14 protein-coding genes are annotated in these 16,669 nt (G+C 69.7%); 10 read left to right on the top strand and 4 right to left on the bottom strand.

Features of this window, described 5'->3' with window-relative positions:
- Positions 1 to 2: 2 nt before the first annotated feature.
- Together helR and SK803_RS36995 are read right to left on the bottom strand one after the other, a co-directional pair.
- A complete protein-coding gene (gene helR / locus SK803_RS36990) occupies positions 3 to 2,210 on the bottom strand; it encodes an RNA polymerase recycling motor ATPase HelR (protein WP_319970843.1) in 2,208 nt (735 codons plus the stop codon).
- A gap of 83 nt (positions 2,211 to 2,293) precedes the next feature.
- A complete protein-coding gene (locus SK803_RS36995) occupies positions 2,294 to 2,848 on the bottom strand; it encodes a helix-turn-helix domain-containing protein (protein ID WP_319970844.1) in 555 nt (184 codons plus the stop codon).
- A gap of 57 nt (positions 2,849 to 2,905) precedes the next feature.
- On the opposite strand from SK803_RS36995, the gene SK803_RS37000 reads away from it, so the two are divergent.
- Genes SK803_RS37000 through SK803_RS37010 form a run of 3 tightly spaced genes read left to right on the top strand, consistent with a single transcriptional unit; the run spans position 2,906 to position 6,342 of the window.
- Positions 2,906 to 3,601, top strand: coding sequence for an AzlC family ABC transporter permease (locus SK803_RS37000; RefSeq protein ID WP_319970845.1), 696 nt, complete (start codon positions 2,906 to 2,908; stop codon positions 3,599 to 3,601).
- On the top strand, positions 3,580 to 3,888 hold the full coding sequence (locus SK803_RS37005) for an AzlD domain-containing protein (protein WP_319970846.1): 309 nt from the start codon (positions 3,580 to 3,582) through the stop codon (positions 3,886 to 3,888). Before SK803_RS37000 ends, SK803_RS37005 begins: the two co-directional genes overlap by 22 nt.
- A gap of 54 nt (positions 3,889 to 3,942) precedes the next feature.
- Positions 3,943 to 6,342 carry a helix-turn-helix transcriptional regulator gene (locus SK803_RS37010; RefSeq protein WP_319970847.1) on the top strand — a complete coding sequence of 800 codons (2,400 nt, stop codon included), beginning with the start codon at positions 3,943 to 3,945 and terminating at the stop codon, positions 6,340 to 6,342.
- Positions 6,343 to 6,349: 7 nt separating this feature from the next.
- Here the strand turns inward: SK803_RS37010 and SK803_RS37015 are convergent, their stop codons facing one another.
- The gene (locus SK803_RS37015) at positions 6,350 to 6,790 is read right to left on the bottom strand and encodes an Lrp/AsnC family transcriptional regulator (protein ID WP_319970848.1); all 441 of its coding nucleotides are present in this window, start codon (positions 6,788 to 6,790) and stop codon (positions 6,350 to 6,352) included.
- Between the two features lie 74 nt (positions 6,791 to 6,864).
- Between SK803_RS37015 and SK803_RS37020 the strand changes: the two genes are divergently transcribed.
- From SK803_RS37020 to SK803_RS37050, 7 genes are all read left to right on the top strand, one after another.
- Entirely contained in the window at positions 6,865 to 8,052 is a 1,188-nt protein-coding gene (locus SK803_RS37020; protein WP_319970849.1) for a trans-sulfuration enzyme family protein, read from the top strand.
- Between the two features lie 139 nt (positions 8,053 to 8,191).
- Positions 8,192 to 9,535 carry an amino acid permease gene (locus SK803_RS37025; protein WP_319970857.1) on the top strand — a complete coding sequence of 448 codons (1,344 nt, stop codon included), beginning with the start codon at positions 8,192 to 8,194 and terminating at the stop codon, positions 9,533 to 9,535.
- 55 nt (positions 9,536 to 9,590) lie between these two features.
- Positions 9,591 to 10,427, top strand: a complete 837-nt coding sequence (locus tag SK803_RS37030) for a hypothetical protein (RefSeq protein WP_319970850.1) — start codon at positions 9,591 to 9,593, stop codon at positions 10,425 to 10,427.
- Position 10,428: 1 nt separating this feature from the next.
- Complete coding sequence (locus SK803_RS37035; RefSeq protein WP_319970851.1) at positions 10,429 to 13,893, top strand: TIR domain-containing protein; 3,465 nt, start codon at positions 10,429 to 10,431, stop codon at positions 13,891 to 13,893.
- Positions 13,894 to 13,916: 23 nt separating this feature from the next.
- On the top strand, positions 13,917 to 14,543 hold the full coding sequence (gene pdxT, locus SK803_RS37040) for a pyridoxal 5'-phosphate synthase glutaminase subunit PdxT (RefSeq protein WP_319970852.1): 627 nt from the start codon (positions 13,917 to 13,919) through the stop codon (positions 14,541 to 14,543).
- On the top strand, positions 14,540 to 15,289 hold the full coding sequence (locus tag SK803_RS37045; protein WP_030466169.1) for a YebC/PmpR family DNA-binding transcriptional regulator: 750 nt from the start codon (positions 14,540 to 14,542) through the stop codon (positions 15,287 to 15,289). Before pdxT ends, SK803_RS37045 begins: the two co-directional genes overlap by 4 nt.
- Before the next feature lie 192 nt (positions 15,290 to 15,481).
- Complete coding sequence (locus tag SK803_RS37050) at positions 15,482 to 16,489, top strand: NAD(P)-dependent alcohol dehydrogenase (protein ID WP_319970853.1); 1,008 nt, start codon at positions 15,482 to 15,484, stop codon at positions 16,487 to 16,489.
- On the opposite strand, the gene SK803_RS37055 is transcribed toward SK803_RS37050, so the two are convergent.
- The coding region (locus tag SK803_RS37055) for a DUF397 domain-containing protein (RefSeq protein WP_406601639.1) at positions 16,467 to 16,669 on the bottom strand (203 nt) is incomplete at its 5' end. The two genes, SK803_RS37050 and SK803_RS37055, sit on opposite strands and share 23 nt — an antisense overlap.

The raw sequence follows: 16,669 nt of genomic DNA on the forward strand, positions 1-16,669 counted from the left end.
TCCTAGCTGGTCAGAGGCACCGGCTCCGCCAGTCCGGACAGGGCTGCGGGCAACGGACCGTGGTGCAGCACGCCGAGGCGTTGCGTGGCACGGGTCAGCGCCACGTACAGCTCCGCCGCGCCGCGCGGGCCGAGCGCCAGGATCTGTTCCGGCGCGACGACGAGCACCGAGTCGTACTCCAGGCCCTTGGTCTCCGAGGCGGGCACCGTGCCGGGCACGCCGGGCGGCCCGATCACGACGCTGGTGCCCTCGAAACCGGCCTCCGCGCTCACGAACTCCTCGATCGCCGCAGGCAGATCCGACTCCGAAACCTGCCGCGACCACGGCTGAACACCGTTGGAGCGCACCGATTCCGGCGCCTGCACGTCCGGCGCGAACTCGGCCAGCACCCGTGCGGCGACGGCCATGATCTCGGCGGGCGTGCGGTAGTTGACCGTCAGCGAACGGTACTCCCAGCGGCCCGGCACGTACGGCTCCAGCATCTCGCCCCACGACCTGGCGCCCGCCTCCGAACGACGCTGCGCGAGGTCGCCCACCACCGTGAAGGAACGGCCCGGGCAGCGTCGCATCAGCACCCGCCAGTCCATTTCGGACAGTTCCTGGGCCTCGTCGACCACCACGTGCCGGTAGGTCCAGCTCCGGTCGGCCTGGGCGCGTTCGACGAGCGTGCGCTGGTCGTGCTCCTCGAACCGCTCGGCCAGGTCCTCGGCCTCCAGCATGTCCGTGGCGAAGAGGTGGTCCTCGTCGTCCATGTGGTCCTGGCGGCCGACCATGCTGTCCAGCACCTCGGCGGCGTAACGCGCCTCGGCCCTGCGTTCCTCGGACAGCGCGTGGTCCTGCGCCTGTACGGTGCCGTCGCGGCCGAGCAGGTCGTGCAGCTCGTCGAGCAACGGCACGTCGGACACCGTCCACGCCTCGCCGTCGGCCCGCCGCAGCAACGGGTCGCCGCCGGCGGCCGCCAGGCGCTCCGGTGACGAGTACAGCGAGCCCAGCAGCTCCGAAGGCGTCACCACGGGCCACAGCGAGTCCAGCGCCCCGGTGAACGTCTCGTCGTCGGCGAGCTCCTTGACCAGGCCGGACCGCATGTCCTCCCAGCCCTGCTTGTCGGACCGGGACAGCCAGCCCTTGCCGATCCGGCCGAGCGCCCGTTCGGTCAGGACGTACGTGATGATCTCGCGGAACACCTTGCGGGCCTCGTTGTGCGGCAGACCGCTGTCGCGCGCCTCCTGCCGGGCCCACTCGGCGACGTCCGGGCCGATCTGCACCACGACGTCCTTCATCGTGATCGGGATCGGCCGCTCCGGCAGCCGCTGCCGGTCCGCGACGGCCGCCGTGAGCACGTCCAGCATCTTCAGCGAGCCCTTGAGCCGCGCGACGTCCGGCGTGTCCTCCAGGACCGCGTTCAGCCCCGGCAGGAGGCTGCCGGCGGTCGAGAACACCACGTCGGACTCGCCCAGCGACGGCAGCACCCGCCCGATGTGGTTGAGGAACGCCGGGTTCGGGCCCACGACGAGCACGCCGTGGCGTTCCATGCGCTCGCGTTGCGTGTACATCAGGTACGCGACGCGGTGCAGCGCGACAACGGTCTTGCCGGTGCCGGGGCCGCCCTCGATCACCAGCACGCCGGGGTGGTCGAGCCGGATGATCGCGTCCTGCTCGGCCTGGATGGTCGCCACGATGTCGCGCATGCCCTCGCCGCGCGGCGCGTTCAACGCCTCCAGCAGAGCCACGTCGCCCTGTTCCTCGCCGAGCCTGCCGAACACCTCGTCGGTGAACGCGGCCACCGCACGGCGGCGGGTGAGGAACTGCCGGCGGCGAGCCATGCCCTCCGCGTTGGCGCCGGTGGCGGTGTAGAACGGCCGCGCCGCCGGTGCCCGCCAGTCGAGCAGCACCGGCTCGAAGTCGTCGAACTCGTCGAACAGACCGATCCTGCCGATGTAGGACACGTCACCGTCGACGCTGTCGAGCCGGCCGAAGCACAGCCCGTAGTCGGCCACGTTCAGCCGCTTCATCTCGCGGTGCCGGGCGCGCACCTCGTTGTCACGTTCCATGACCGTCTCGCCGGTGCCACCCAGCGCAGCCTGATATGCGGCTTTCACACGCGCACGTTCGGCATCGAGCCGTGCGTAGAGATCGGCAACGTATTCACGCTCGGACTGCAGTTCTTCTTCGTACCCCACGTGCTCCCCAGTGCGCCTGTGTTCTGGCATGAGGCGATGAGTGTGAACGATGCACGGGGTCTTGTGGCAAGGCCCCCTCTCTGCTATACGGTTGAGTGGGAAGAAACGGCGGGTCAGGCCGTGTGCTCCATGACCATCATCGCCGTGGTCCCCGGCTCCAGCGCCTTGCAGATGTGCGGCAGATCGCCCGGATAGACGATGTAGTCGCCCGGCCCGAGTTCGACCGGGTCCTCTGCCAGTCCCGCGAGACACCGCCCGGACGCCACGATCATGTGCTCGACGCTGCCCGGCACGTGCGGCTCGGACTCGCGGGCGCCGCCGGGTTCGAGCGCCAGCCAGTAGATGTCGTGCTTGGTTCCCGGACGGCAGGCGGCCAGCAGGGTGGCGGAGTAGTGCGCGCGCTCGGAGTGGATGACCGGGCCCTCGCCGGCGCGGATGACCTGCACGCGCGGCACGGCGGGTTCGACGAGCCGGCTGAACGGGACACCGAGCGCCACGCCCAGTGCCCAGAGGGTCTCCACGCTGGGGTTTCCGGCGCCGGACTCCAGTTGGGAGAGCGTCGACTTCGCGATTCCGGCCTTCTTGGCCAGCTCGGTCAGCGACAGGCCGGTGCGTTCGCGCTCGCGGCGGAGGTTGGCCGCGATGAGGTCGAGTGGTGCGTTCGACACAGAAGTCCATCCGTTCGGCTTGACGAACACCCGTTCAGGTGTTCATCGTAATGGGTGATGCGTTCGATATGGCGAACCCTTGATGGTGTGCTTCTGCGTGACGTGGCCGCGGTCGCGCTTGGTGCCGCGGTCACCGGCGCCTCGTTCGGCGCGATCTCGGTCGGGTCGGGGTTGCCGTGGTGGATGCCGGTGCTGATGTCGGTGGTGATCTTCGCGGGCGGCTCGCAGTTCATGGCCGTCGGCATCGTCGCCGCTGGTGGCAGCCCTGCGGCGGCCGTGCTGGCCGGGTTGGTGCTCAACGCGCGGCACCTGCCGTTCGGGCTGGCGGTCGGCGACGTGCTGGGCAACGGGTGGCTGGCGCGGATCGTCGGCAGCCACCTGCTCATCGACGAGTCGACGGCCTTCGCGATGGCGCAGAAGGACCCCGCGAGAGCACGTGCGGCCTACTGGGCGTGCGGCGTGTCGCTGTTCTTCAGCTGGAACACGGGTGTGCTCATCGGCGCGCTCGTCGGCCAGGCGATCGGCGACCCGATGACGTTCGGGCTGGACGCGGCGTTCCCGGCGGCGATGCTCGCGCTCACGCTCCCGGCCCTGAAAGACGCGGCCACGCGCAACGCGGCGCTCGCCGGTGCCGCGACAGCGCTCGCGACCACACCGTTCCTGCCCGCCGGTCTGCCGGTGCTGCTCGCGCTGGCCGGACTGTTCGTGTTCAGGACGAAAAAGGAGGAACCGTGCCCGTCACCGCAGTCCTGATCCTGGCCGCGGGCACGTTCGCGATCCGGATCGCCGGTCCGCTGCTGCGCGACCGCTTCACGTTGCCCGACAAGGCCCGCGAAATCATCTCCGCGAGTGCGACCGTGTTGCTGCTGGCGCTGGTAGCGGTCTCGGCGTTGACCAACGGCAAGCAGTTCGGCGGCTGGGCGCTCGCGATCGGCGTCGTCGTCGGAGGGCTCGCGGCGTGGCGGAAGCTGCCGTTCGTGGCCGTCATCGTGCTGGCCGCGGCCACCACCGCGGGGCTCAGGCTCGTCGGGGTGGCATAGGGGGCGATGCCTCCGCGATAGGGGACCGATGGGGGACAGGCCTCAGATGGACCCATGGCTGCGAAACCTGGACTGGTCGGGCGGGACCGGGAGACGACCCAGCTGAGGGACGCGCTGACCGCGGCGGCGGGCGGCGACGGGCACCTCGTGGTGGCCACCGGGGGACTCGGAGCCGGCAAGACGGCATTGCTGACCACCGCGCGGGAACTGGCCGCGCAGCACGGGTTCGTGGTGCTGGCGGCGCGCGGCAGCTATCTGGAACGGGAGCTGCCGTTCGGGGTCGTGAGCCGCCTGTTCGTCTGCGTGCAGCCGGGCGAGGAGGTCCAGCACCTGCCGCGCATCGCCGCCGCTCTGGGGCAGTCGGACTCGCTGGCCGAACCGGGGCCGGTGACGTTGCCCGAGCTGCACGTCCTGCACCGGGCGCTGGCGCGGATGGCCGCCGAACGTCCCATCGCGGTCGTGGTCGACGACGCGCAGTGGGCCGACCAGCCGTCGCTGCAGTGGCTGAGCACTCTCCCGCACCGCATCGAGCACCTGCCGGTGTTCGCGCTCGCGGGGATCGGGGCGGGCGAGGTGTGCGCCGGGCCCCAGACGCTGGAGGAACTGCTCGCCGCCAGCACCACCGAGATCCGTCTGGACGAACTGTCGTTCGACGCCTCGCGCGCGTTGGTCGAGCACGAGCTGGGGCACCGGGTCGACGACGACTTCGTGTCGCTTTGTCGCGCGGAAGCCGGTGGCAACCCGTTGTTGTTGCTGAACCTCGTGCGCGCGTACGACGACCACATCGAAGGGCTCACCGCACCGGCGTTGCTGCCGACTGTCAACGTCCGCCTCCGTCGCCTCGCCCCGCACGCCCCCGACGCGCTGCACGCGCTGGCCGTGCTGGGCGGCGAGGTGACGCTGCCGCGCGTTGCCGAGCTGATCGGCACCGAGCCGTGCGAGCTGGCCGGGACGATCGCCGCGCTGCACCGGATGGGCCTGCTGTCCGCGCAGGGTTCGCTGGTGCATCCGTTGGTGCGCAACACTTTGCGCGAAGAGCTGACCATCACCGAACGGCAGGACCTGCACACCGCCGCCGCCCGGCTGCTGACCGAGACGGGCGCGTCGGCCGAGGCGGTGGCCGAGCACCTGGTCGAGACCCGGCCGCTGGGCGAGGAGTGGGCGACCGACGTGCTGGTGTCGGCCGCCGGACGGGCCCGTGCGCGCAACCGGGTCGTGGACGCGGTCCGGTACCTGCGCCGGGCGATGGGCGAGCCGGGATCCCGGGACCTGCTCGCGGAACTCGGCGAGGTTGAGTCCTATGTGGACGTACCGGCGGCCGTGGACCACCTGGGCGAGGCCGATCCCGCGCACCCCGCGCTGCCGGGCCTGCTGGCGTTGCTGGGGGAGGAGCCGGAGTTCGAGCCGGACGCCGTCGGCGACCCGGACGTCGTGCCGGCCACGCCTGGGGAGTTCGACCCGTACCTGCGGGCGATCGGGTTTCTTCGTGTGCGTGGCGAACTGACGGCCGCGTACGCGCGTGCGGACCGTGCGTTGACCGTGGCCCGTCGTTGGCAGCACCGGCCGTGTGTGGCGGCGGCACTCACGGCGCGTTCGGCGTGCCTGCGCGATCTAGGACGACTGGTGGGCGCCGAGTCCGACGCGCGCGAGGCGTTGGCGGTGCTGGAGAACTGCGGCGCCGCGCGGGTGTCGACGCCGGCCTTCGCGGCGCTGACCGAGCTTTCGCTGGCATTGCTGGAGATGGGCGACATCGAGGTGGCGTCGCAGGTGTTCGAGGTCGTGCCGGGCGAGGTGCCAGACCTGTTCGGCGCACCGGCGTTGCTGGCCGCGCGCGGACAGGTGCGGATCGCGGCCGAGCGGCGCAAGGACGGCGTGCGCGACTTGCTGGACTGCGGTGAACGCCTGCGTGCGCGCGGTCGTGACAACACGTCGTGGCGGCTGCACCTCGGAGGTGACCACCTTCTGGCGGAGGAGCTCTTGGCGCGCGCGACGGGTGCGGTGCTGCCGTTGGCGGCGGTTCTGCGTGTACAGGGCGTCCTCAGAGGCGTGGAAGGCATTGCGCTGCTTGAGGAATCGGTCGGGCTGCTCTCCTCGACGGGTGCGTTGCTGGAACGGGCGCGCAGCCACTTCGCGTTGGGTCGCGCGTTGCACCTGGCCGGGCGGGTCAAGCCGGCGCGCGCCGAGCTGCGGGTGGCGGTCGACCTGGCCGACGACTGCGGGGTCGAGGACCTGGCCGAGGAGATCCGGCAGGAGCTGGCCGCCGGTCCCGCGGGGCTGACCGAGTCCGAACGCCGCGTGGCCGCGCTGGCGGCCGCGGGCAAGATGAACCGCGAGATCGCCGCCGCGCTGTTCGTGCAGCTGCGGACCGTCGAGATCCATCTGACGAAGGTTTATCGCAAGCTCGGCATTGACGGGCGCGACCAGCTCGCACCCGCATTGCGACTGGCGAGTTAGTGCCGCACTAATGCTTGCGAACGTGCGAGAAGAGGAGGTTTGTGTGAACCTCTGTCACCTCTCGCCGACTGGTGAATTTGTCCAGCACGAGCCGTTGCAGATGACCGACGTCCGATACCGCGACGTGCACCAGGAAATCTTCTGGGCCGGTCACGTGCGAGAGCGCGAGCGTTTCGGGTAGCGAGAGAACGTACGCCATGAACGGGTCGACGATCTCCTTGGTGTGCGGCCGGATCTTCACCGCGAGCATCGCCTGGACGTGCTGCCCGATCGCGCTGGGATCCACCTCTGCGTGGTAGCCGGTGATCACGCCGCGGTCCCGCAGCGCCCGGTGCCGGACCACCGCCGTGGACTGCGCGACGTTGACGCGTTCGGCCAGGTCCTTGTTCTGCAGCCGCGCGTCCTTCCGCAGCTCCCGCACGATGGCCTCGTCGATCGAATCCAGCACGGCTCTTCTCCGCTCTGCCGAATCTGCTGCGGTTGTCCGCCCGTTCTGTCGAGGAAGTCTCCACCATTCGGGCCATGACGCGCATCGAGACCATCGCAGTGCACGGCGGCCGCGGCGACCTCGCGGAGCTCGGCGTGCACGCACCCCCGATCGACCTGTCCACCACCTACCCCGTGCCTGACCAGGCGCTCGGCGGGGAAGCACTGGGTGAGTGGGCCACCGGCGCCGCACGGGCCAGCTCGCCTGTCTACGCGCGGCTGCACAACCCGACGGTCGCCCGGTTCGAGCAGGCGCTGGCGGGGCTCGAGCACACCGAGGCCGCCGTGGCGTTCGGCAGCGGCATGGCGGCGGTGACCGCGGTGATCCAGGCAGCGTGCGTGCTGGCGGGAAAGCCGCACGTCGTGGCCGTGCGGCCGCTCTACGGCGGCACGGATCACCTGCTGTCGTCCGGTCTCCTGGGCGTTTCCACCACCTATGTCGAAGCAGGCCTGGTGTCCTCCGCGATCCGGCCGGACACCGGGCTGATCGTCGTCGAGACGCCGGCGAACCCGAACCTGGACCTGGTCGACATCGAGCACGTCGTGCGCCAGGCCGGGTCGGTGCCGGTGATGGTCGACAACACGTTCGCGACCCCGATTCTGCAGAACCCGGCGCTGCACGGCGCTTCTTACGTCCTGCACTCGGGCACCAAGTACCTCGGCGGGCACGGCGACGTGCTGGGTGGCGTGGTGGCGTGTTCTGAGGAACGCGCGGCGGCGTTGCGGCAGGTCAGGATCATCACGGGCGCCGTGCTGCACCCGTTGGGCGGCTACCTGATGCACCGCGGGCTGGCCACCCTGCCGTTGCGCGTCGAGGCCGCACAGCGTTCGGCCGCGGTCCTGGCGGTGCGGCTGGCTGAGCACGACGCGGTCGAGTTCGTGCGCTACCCGTCCACGTCGCTGCAGATGCGGGGAACGGGCGCGATGATCGCGTTCGGCGTCCACGGCGATCCGACGTCGGTGGTGCGGCGGCTTCGGCTGGTCACGCCGGCCGTGTCGCTGGGTTCGGTCGACACCCTGATCGAGCATCCCTCGGCTTTGACCCATCGCCTGGTGCCCGGAGAAGAACTGCGTGCATCGGGAGTTCCGGACAATTTGCTGCGCATTTCAGTTGGGCTTGAGCACGTCGAGGACATTTGGGACGATCTAAACGCGGCGCTCTGTGACGTCGCTTACGTTAAGCCTTCCCCAACTGATTACTTGGTGATGACCGCCACTCACTAAGGTCCCAACGCATCAGCGCGTCGGGGCGCGGGAGGTTCCGACGCGAGCATTTTTCCGTTTCGGAAGGAACCTCCTCGTGAGTTCTGTGGAAACTGATGCGGACGGCTACACCAAGGCGCTGAGCAAGCGTCAGGTGCAGATGATCGCAATCGGTGGCGCGATCGGCGTCGGCCTCTTTCTCGGTGCGGGCGGACGCCTCGCCACAGCGGGGCCGTCGCTGATCCTGTCGTACGCGGTGTGCGGCCTCGCGGCGTTCTTCGTCATGCGCGCGCTGGGCGAGCTGGTGCTGCACCGGCCCGTGTCCGGCAGCTTCGTCGAGTACGCCCGCGAGTTCATCGGTCCGTGGGCTGGCTTCACCTCGGGCTGGCTGTACTGGCTGAACTGGGCGATGACAGGCATTGCCGAGATCACCGCCATCGCGATCTACATGCACAAATGGTTCCCCGACCTGCCGCAGTGGATCACCGCCCTGGTGGCGTTGGTGGTGCTGGTGGCCATCAACATGTTGTCCGTCAAGCTCTTCGGTGAGCTGGAGTTCTGGTTCTCCGTCATCAAGGTGACCGCGATCGTGGTCTTCCTGGTGGTCGGTGCGGCCCTGGTCATCGGCAACGCGGACATCGGCGGCACAACGGCTTCCGTCTCGAACACCCTGGGCCACGGCGGCCTGTTCCCGGCTGGTATCGGTGTCGCCCTGATGACGTTGCAGGCGGTCGTGTTCGCCTACGCGGCCATTGAACTCGTCGGTATCGCCGCCGGCGAGACGAAGAACCCCGAGAAGATCATGCCGCGCGCCATCAACGGCGTGGTGTACCGGATCGCGATCTTCTACGTCGGTTCCGTGCTGCTGCTGACGATGTTGTTGCCGTGGGACCACTTCACCGGTACCGAGTCGCCGTTCGTGACCGTGTTCTCGGCTCTGGGAATCCCGGTGGTAGGCGACATCATGAACGCCGTGGTGCTGACGGCCGCGCTGTCCTCGTGCAACTCGGGTCTGTACTCCACCGGCCGCATCCTGCGTTCGCTGGCGCAGAAGCGTGAGGCTCCAGCCTTCACCGGCAAGATGAACTCCCGGCACGTGCCGTACGGCGGCATCCTGTTCACCGGTGTCGCGTACCTGTTCGGCGTGGTGCTGAACTACATCGTGCCCAAGGAGGCGTTCGACATCGCGATCGCGGTGGCGTCGCTGGGCGTGGTGTCCACCTGGGCCACCCTGATCATCTGCCAGCTCCGGTTGCGCCGTAAGGCTTTGGCGGGCGAGATCCAGCGGCCTTCGTACCGGATGCCCGGTGCGCCTTACACCTCGTACGGGACGTTGGCGTTCCTCGCGCTGGTGATCGGGCAGATGGCGTTCGCCGGGACCGCGGAGAAGATCGCGTTCTGGTCGATTCCGGTGCTGGCGCTGGTGTTGTTCCTCGGGTGGCGCTTCGTGAAGTCGCGTCAGCCGGTCGGGCCGGCGCGGGAGCAGCTGGTCACCGTCGACTGATCGTCGCCGACTGATCGCTGGGCCTCGAAGGGCCTCCTCGACTACCGTTGCGGCGGTGGACGAGGAGGTCCTTTCCTGGTTGCTGGACTCGGATCCGGCGCTTCGGTGGCAGGTGTTGCGCGATCTGTGCGGCGCGCCCGCGGCCGAGTGGGAGGCCGAACGCGCTCGGGTGGCTCGCGAGGGCTGGGGTGCCGAGTTGCTGTCGCACCGGGACACCTCCGGGCGGTGGACCCGAAAGCTGTACGGCGAGAAGTGGGTTTCCACGACGTACTCGTTGCTGGAGTTGCGGCAGTACGGGTTGCAGGGCGAGGTCGTGCGCGACTCGTGCGCGTTGTTCTTGACCGACGACATCTGGCGTGCGGACATGTGCATCGCTGGATTCGCGCTGACCTTGCTGACCTGGGCCGGCCTGCCGCACGACGAGGTGCTGGAGTTCGTCCTCGCCGGGCAGCGTCCCGATGGCGGCTGGAACTGCCAGTCGGGACAGCACAGTTCGTTCCACACGACGATCAACGTGCTGGAAGGCGTGCCGGACGTCGCGGCGGCGGCCAGGGCCAGGGAGTTCCTGCTGGTCCACCGGCTGTACCGCTCGCACCGGACGGGCGAGGTGGTGAAGCCCGAGTTCCTGCGGCCGGTGTTCCCGCCGCGGTGGCGTTATGACGTGTTGCGCGCGTTGGACCACTTCTGGTCGGTCGGCGAACTGGATGACGAACGCTTGACGGATGCGCTGGACGTGCTGACGTCGAAGCGCGGCAAAGACGGCCGTTGGAAGGTCGCAGCCCCGTACCCCGGCAAGGTCTGGTTCGAACTGGAACCGCGAGGTGGCCCCAGCCGCTGGAACACGCTCCGTGCGCTTCGGGTGCTGAGCAGGCCCCGTCTGGCACCCTGCTGAGGTGAGATCACCTCGGGTGTTCATCTCCTACGCGCACGAGCCCGAGTGCGAAGACCACCGCGCCGCGGTGCGAGAGCTGGCGGACTTCCTGCGCTCGCAGGGCATCGACGCGCACCTCGACCAGGACGTGGCTGATCAGAGGGTGGACTGGACGCTGTGGATGGGCGACCAGATCAGCAAGGCCGACCACGTGCTGGTCATCGCCTCACCGGCCTACCGCGTGCGCGCTCAGGGACAGGCGGGGCCGGACGAAGGCCGTGGTGTGCAGTGGGAGGCACGGCTCATCCGCGACGCCTTCTACGCCGCCCAGGACGCGCTCGACCGATTCGTGCCGGTGGTGCTGCCCGGCCAGTCCGTGGACGGCGTGCCCGACTTCCTGGCTCCGGCGAGCACGACGGTCTACCACGTGCGGGAGTGCACAATCGTCGGCGCGGAACCCTTGCTGCGCATGCTGACCAGGCAACCAGCGCACACTCCGCGACCGCTCGGGACGCTCCCCGTGTTGCCGCCCGAACCGCTGCGGTACCACGAACAGGTGAAGCGGATCGCGCCCGCGCAGCTGCTGGACCGCGAACCCGAACTCGCCGCGCTGGCGACGTTCTGCGTCGACCCCTCGACCGCCGGCACGTACTGGTGGTGGCGTGCCGGGGCCTGGGCCGGCAAGTCGGCACTGATGTCCAGGTTCGTGCTGGCGCCGCCCGCCGGGGTGCGGGTCGTGTCGTTCTTCGTCACCGCGCGGCTGGCCGACCAGAGCGATCGTGTCGCGTTCATCGACAACCTGATGGACCAGCTGCACACCGTCCTCGGCAGGACCCCGAGCCCGCTGACCGCCGCCATCCGCGAGGCACACCTGCTCAGCCTGCTGGCGGAGGCCGCTGCCGTGTGTGAGGCCCGCGGCGAACAGTTCGTGCTGCTGGTGGACGGTCTTGACGAGGACAGGGGCGTGCCCGCCGGGCACAGCATCGCCGCCCTGCTGCCCGCGAACCCGCCGGCGGGCATGCGCGTGGTCGTCGCGAGCCGGCCGGACCCGCCGATTCCCGGCGACGTGCCCGCGCACCACCCGTTGCGCACCGGGGCCCAGGTCACCGCCCTCGAACCGTCCAAGCACGCGGCCCGGATCCGTGACCTGTGCGAACAGGAACTCGTCACCCTGCTCACCGGCACCCCGGCCGAGAAGGATCTGCTAGGCCTGATGGCTGCGGCTGGTGGCGGTTTGTCAGCGGCAGACCTCGCGCACCTGACGGGCAGCGCGGAGTGGGAGATCAAGCGGCGGCTGCACGGCGTGACCGGACGCAGCTTCCGCCGGTCCGGTACTGACGCCTACCTGCTGGGACACGAAGAACTACAGGTCATGGCCCAGGAGATGCTCGGGCCTGAGCTGTCGGTGTACCGCGAGCGGCTGCACGCGTGGGCCAAGGGGTACCGGGAGCGTCAGTGGCCGTCCGACACGCCGGAGTTCTTACTGCGCGGGTACTTCCGCATGCTCACGACCTCGGACGGTCTCGCTCGCATGGTCGGCTGTGCCACCGACCCCGCGCGACGCGAGCGGATGCTCCAGGCCACCGGCTCGGACGCAGCCGCGCTCGCGGAGATCACCACAGCGCTGGAGACCGTCGCGGTCCAGGACGAACCTGACCTGGTAACGATGGCCAGGCTGGCCGTCCACCGGGATCACGTCAGCGGTCGCAACGCGAACACGCCGGCCGATCTGCCCGCGGCTTGGGCGAGGATCGGACGGACGGAGAAGGCCGAGTCCGTCGCGAACTCGATCACGGACCTCCGCAGCCGTGCGAGAGCGCTGTCGTTGGTCGCCGTGTCCTGCGCGGAGAGCGGGCAGGCGGATCGTGTGCCTGGACAGCTCTCCCGTGCGGAGAAGATCGCGCGCGGTATCAGTGATCCCGGCCGTCGGGAGTCGGCGCTGGCGTCAGTGGCGGCCGCCGCCGCCGCTGTCGGCCGGCTCGACCTCGCGGAGACGGCTGTTCAGTCCGTCGTCAGCGGCGGCCACCGGGCCGCCGCGCTGCTGGCCATCGCGAAAGCCGCTGAGCGCGCCGGTCGGACCCGTCTTGTCGACGAGGCGCTCGACAGTGCTGAACAGTGCGCTCCCTCCGCGATGCCCGGTTCGGTGCTGAACGAGACGGGCACACTGCCGGCCGTGGCGGTGGTGGCGGCACTCGTGGGACGGCATGACCGCGCCGAGCGGATCGCTCACTCCATCGCCGACCCACACACCCGGGCGACGACATGGACGCGGCTCATCAGATCGGCGGCGGAGGCGGGTCACCTCGACTTCGCCGAGGCGGCGATGGGACGTGGCGGGCAGCTGATCGATGCCGCATATCTCCGCAGGGAAAAGGCGAGAGCGTTGCTGTCGATCGCGATCGCGGCAGCAGGGGCCGGCCAGGCCGAGCGCGCCGCCAGCGCCTTGGCCAAGGCGGAGCAGGTCGTTGCCTGGTGGGGCAGTCCGTGCGCGTCGGCAGAAGTGCACATCGCGGCGGTCGATGCTGCCCGCGCACTCGACAGGCCGGACATCGTGGCCGACGTGGTGCGAGTTGCCGAAGCACGTGCCCAGGCGGCACATTCCGGCGGGCAGCTGCGTGCCTTGACCGTGATGGCGGGTGTGCTGGCCGGTGCAGGCGATCTCGACCGGGCGGGCGCCGCCCTCGACCGTGCCGCACAGCACGTCGACCAGATCGAGCCGGTCAGACGCCCCAGGGCACTCGTCAAGGTGGCTCAGGCCGCCGTCGCGCTCGGCCGGTTCGACCAGGTGGCTGTTTTGCTGGAGCACGCCGAACGACTCGCGCGTTCCAGCTCTGGTGAGTTCGACGGTCTTTTCCGGGCGAGGAAGAGCGCTGCGGTATCTGCCGCACTGGCCGCAGCCGGTCGTTTCGACGAAGCCGAGAAGATCGCTCGCGCCATGCACAACCGCACCGCGTTGGCGAAGGCCCTGACGTCGCTCGCTGAGATCGCCGCCGAACTGGGCGACTTCGATCGCGCCGGGCGGTTCGCCGAGTCGATCCAGTTCGGCCACGGTCGGGCAGCCGCTCTGGCGCGAGTGGCGGTGGTCGCTGGCAGGTCAGGTCGTCGTGACCACGCCCTGGCCTTCCTGGACCGAGCTGATCAGGCCGTCATGACCCGCCCGGAACAGCTCATACTGCGCTTCACGTACCCGTTCGTGTTCATGGCCGAAGCCGCTGCCTGGATTGGGCAGGGTGACCGCGCCGAAGAGATCGCGCAGTCCATCTCAGCCGGGCGGCAGCGTCGCGAAGCGCGGCGAAGAATCGATCTGGCGGTGGCCGGGAAGAAGCACGATCGGCCTGATGTTCCTGCGACGCCTCGGGCGGTGGCGGACGCGTTGAGGGGCGGTGGGTGGGAAGAGAGCGTGCGGCCGCTGGTCGCGCTCGTTCCGGAGGCCGCGGCTGCGATCTTGGAGGAGTTGGCCGCGGTGAGCCGTGCGCAGGAGGGCTGACCGGCTCGAATAAGCTGGTGGACATGGTTGTCGCTGCCCCTCCCGTCATTGGCGTGCTCGCCCTTCAGGGTGATGTCCAGGAACACCTCATCTCGCTCGCGAAGTGCGATGTCACCGCGCGGCCCGTGCGCAGGGCCGAGGAGCTGGACGAGCTGGACGGGATCGTCATCCCCGGCGGCGAGTCGACGACCATGAGCAAGCTCCTGGTCAACTTCGAGCTGCTGGAGCCGCTGCGCGCCAAGATCAAGGCCGGTTTTCCCGCCTACGGGTCGTGCGCGGGCATGATTTTGCTGGCCGAGACCGTGCTGGACGGCCGTGAGGACCAGGAGCAGCTGGGTGGGCTGGCTGTCACCGTGCGCAGGAACGCGTTCGGGCGGCAGGTCGACTCGTTCGAGACCGACCTCGACCTGGCCGGTGAGACGGTTCACGCCGTGTTCATCCGGGCACCTTGGGTGGAGGCGGTGAACGGCGAGGTCGAGGTCCTCGCTACGGTGCCTGTCACGGCTGAGGCGGGGGACGCCGCCGGTAGGATCGTCGCGGTCAGGCAGGGCAACGTGCTGGCGACGGCGTTCCACCCGGAGCTCACGGGTGACGAGCGTGTTCACCGCCTGTTCGTTGACATGGTTCGCGGTTCGACGGAGGAGAAATGAGCGGCCACTCCAAGTGGGCGACCACCAAGCACAAGAAGGCCGCCATTGACGCCAAGCGCGGCAAGCTCTTCGCGCGGCTGATCAAGAACATCGAGGTGGCGGCCCGCACGGGCGGTGGCGACCCCGACGGCAACCCCACGCTCTTCGACGCGATCCAGAAGGCCCGCAAGAACTCGGTGCCGCTGGACAACATCGAGCGCGCCCGCAAGCGCGGCGGCGGCGAAGAAGCCGGCGGCGCCGACTGGCAGACCATCATGTACGAGGGCTACGGCCCCAACGGCGTAGCGGTGCTCATCGAGTGCCTCACCGACAACCGCAACCGCGCCGCCACCGAGGTCCGCACGGCCATGACCCGCAACGGCGGTTCGATGGCCGACCCCGGCTCGGTGTCGTACATGTTCAGCCGCAAGGGCGTCGTGATCGTGCCGAAGGCGGGCACGTCCGAGGACGACGTCATGCTGGCCGTGCTCGAGGCCGGCGCCGAGGAGGTCAACGACCTGGGCGAGGCCTTCGAGGTCGTGTCCGAGGCCGGTGACCTCATCCCGGTCCGCAAGGCGCTGCAGGAGGCGGGCATCGACTACGAGTCGGCCGAGTCGAGCTTCCTGCCGTCGGTCTCGGTGCAGCTGGAGGCCGAGGGCGCGAAGAAGATCTTCAAGCTGATCGACGCGCTGGAGGACTGCGACGACGTGCAGAACGTCTTCGCGAACTTCGACGTGTCGGACGAGGTCATGGCCGAGGTCGGCTGACACCTGGTCTTTCGGAACGCCGGTCACGCCTTCGGGTGTGGCCGGCGTTCCTGTGTCCAGCGGAAGTCGGCGTGCCCCTAGGGATCCTCCCGGATGTCTCCGCTGAGCCCCCGCCCTATCCTCGCCCCAAGGCGCTTCCGCCAGGCCGACCGTTCCCGCCGCGAACCGCGTTGCCACGGAGGTTGCTCTGCCATGAAGGCGATCGTCCAGGACAGATACGGCTCCCACGACACGCTCAGCCTGGCCGAGGTCGACCGGCCGACGCCCGCGGCCGGGGAGGTGCTGGTGCGGGTGCGCGCGGCATCGGTCAACGCGGCCGACTGGCACATCATGCGGGGCGACCCCCGGCTGGCGAGGCTCGCGATGCCCGTCGCGTTCGGGTGGTCCGGTCCCAAGAAGAGGATCCGGGGCCGTGACTTCGCGGGCGTGGTCGAGGCGGTGGGTCCGGGGGTCACCCGGTTCCGGTCCGGTGACGAGGTGTTCGGCGACCTCGGCTGGAACGATGGTGCGTTCGCCGAGTACGTGTGCGCCGCGCAGGACCTGGTGGTGGGCAAGCCGGCGGGCCTGACGTTCGAGCAGGCGGCGGCGATCCCGACGGCGGGCAACACCGCCCTGATCGGTGTGCGTGATCTGGGACGGGCACAGCCGGGACAGCGGTTCCTGGTCAACGGCGCGTCTGGCGGTGTCGGCACGTTCGCCGTGCAGATCGCGAAGTCGTTCGGCGCGGAGGTGACCGCCGTGTGCAGCGCGCGCAACGCTGAAACGGCCCGGTCGATCGGCGCGGACCACCTGATCGACTACGCCGAGGAGGACTTCACCGCGACCGGGCAGCCCTACGACGTCGTGTTCGACCTGGTGGCGAACCGCTCGCTGGCCCACCTCCGCCGGGCGCTGACGCCCACCGGGACGCTCGTGCTGTCCGGTGGGGGCGTGTCCAACGGCGGCAGCCTCGTCGGCCCGATGGGCCTGACGATCGCCGGCGGACTGATCTCCCGCTTCGTCCGCCAGCGCGTGCTGCGGCTCGACGCGGCGGTGAACACGGAGAACCTGGTGACGCTGGCCGGACTCGCCGAGTCCGGCGCCGTCGTCCCGGTCATCGACCGGACCTACCCGCTGCCCGAGACGTCGGAGGCGATCCGCTACCTCGAACTGGACCACGCGCGGGCGAAGGTCGTCATCACGGTCGACCAGGCGGCGTAGGCCGAGCCAGAACGTTGTTGAGGAACGCCGTCCACGCGTCTGCCGACACGGGCAGGTGGGTGGACGGCGCCTTGCTGTCCCGGACGCCGACGCCGTGGCCGATCTCGACGCAGTTGTCGCCGGTGCCGCTGTAACTGCTCTTGCGCCAGACGGTCATTGGAGGCCCTCCAAGATGCTGTT

The sequence above is a fragment of the Lentzea miocenica genome (assembly GCF_033949945.1).
Lineage (GTDB): Bacteria > Actinomycetota > Actinomycetes > Mycobacteriales > Pseudonocardiaceae > Lentzea > Lentzea miocenica.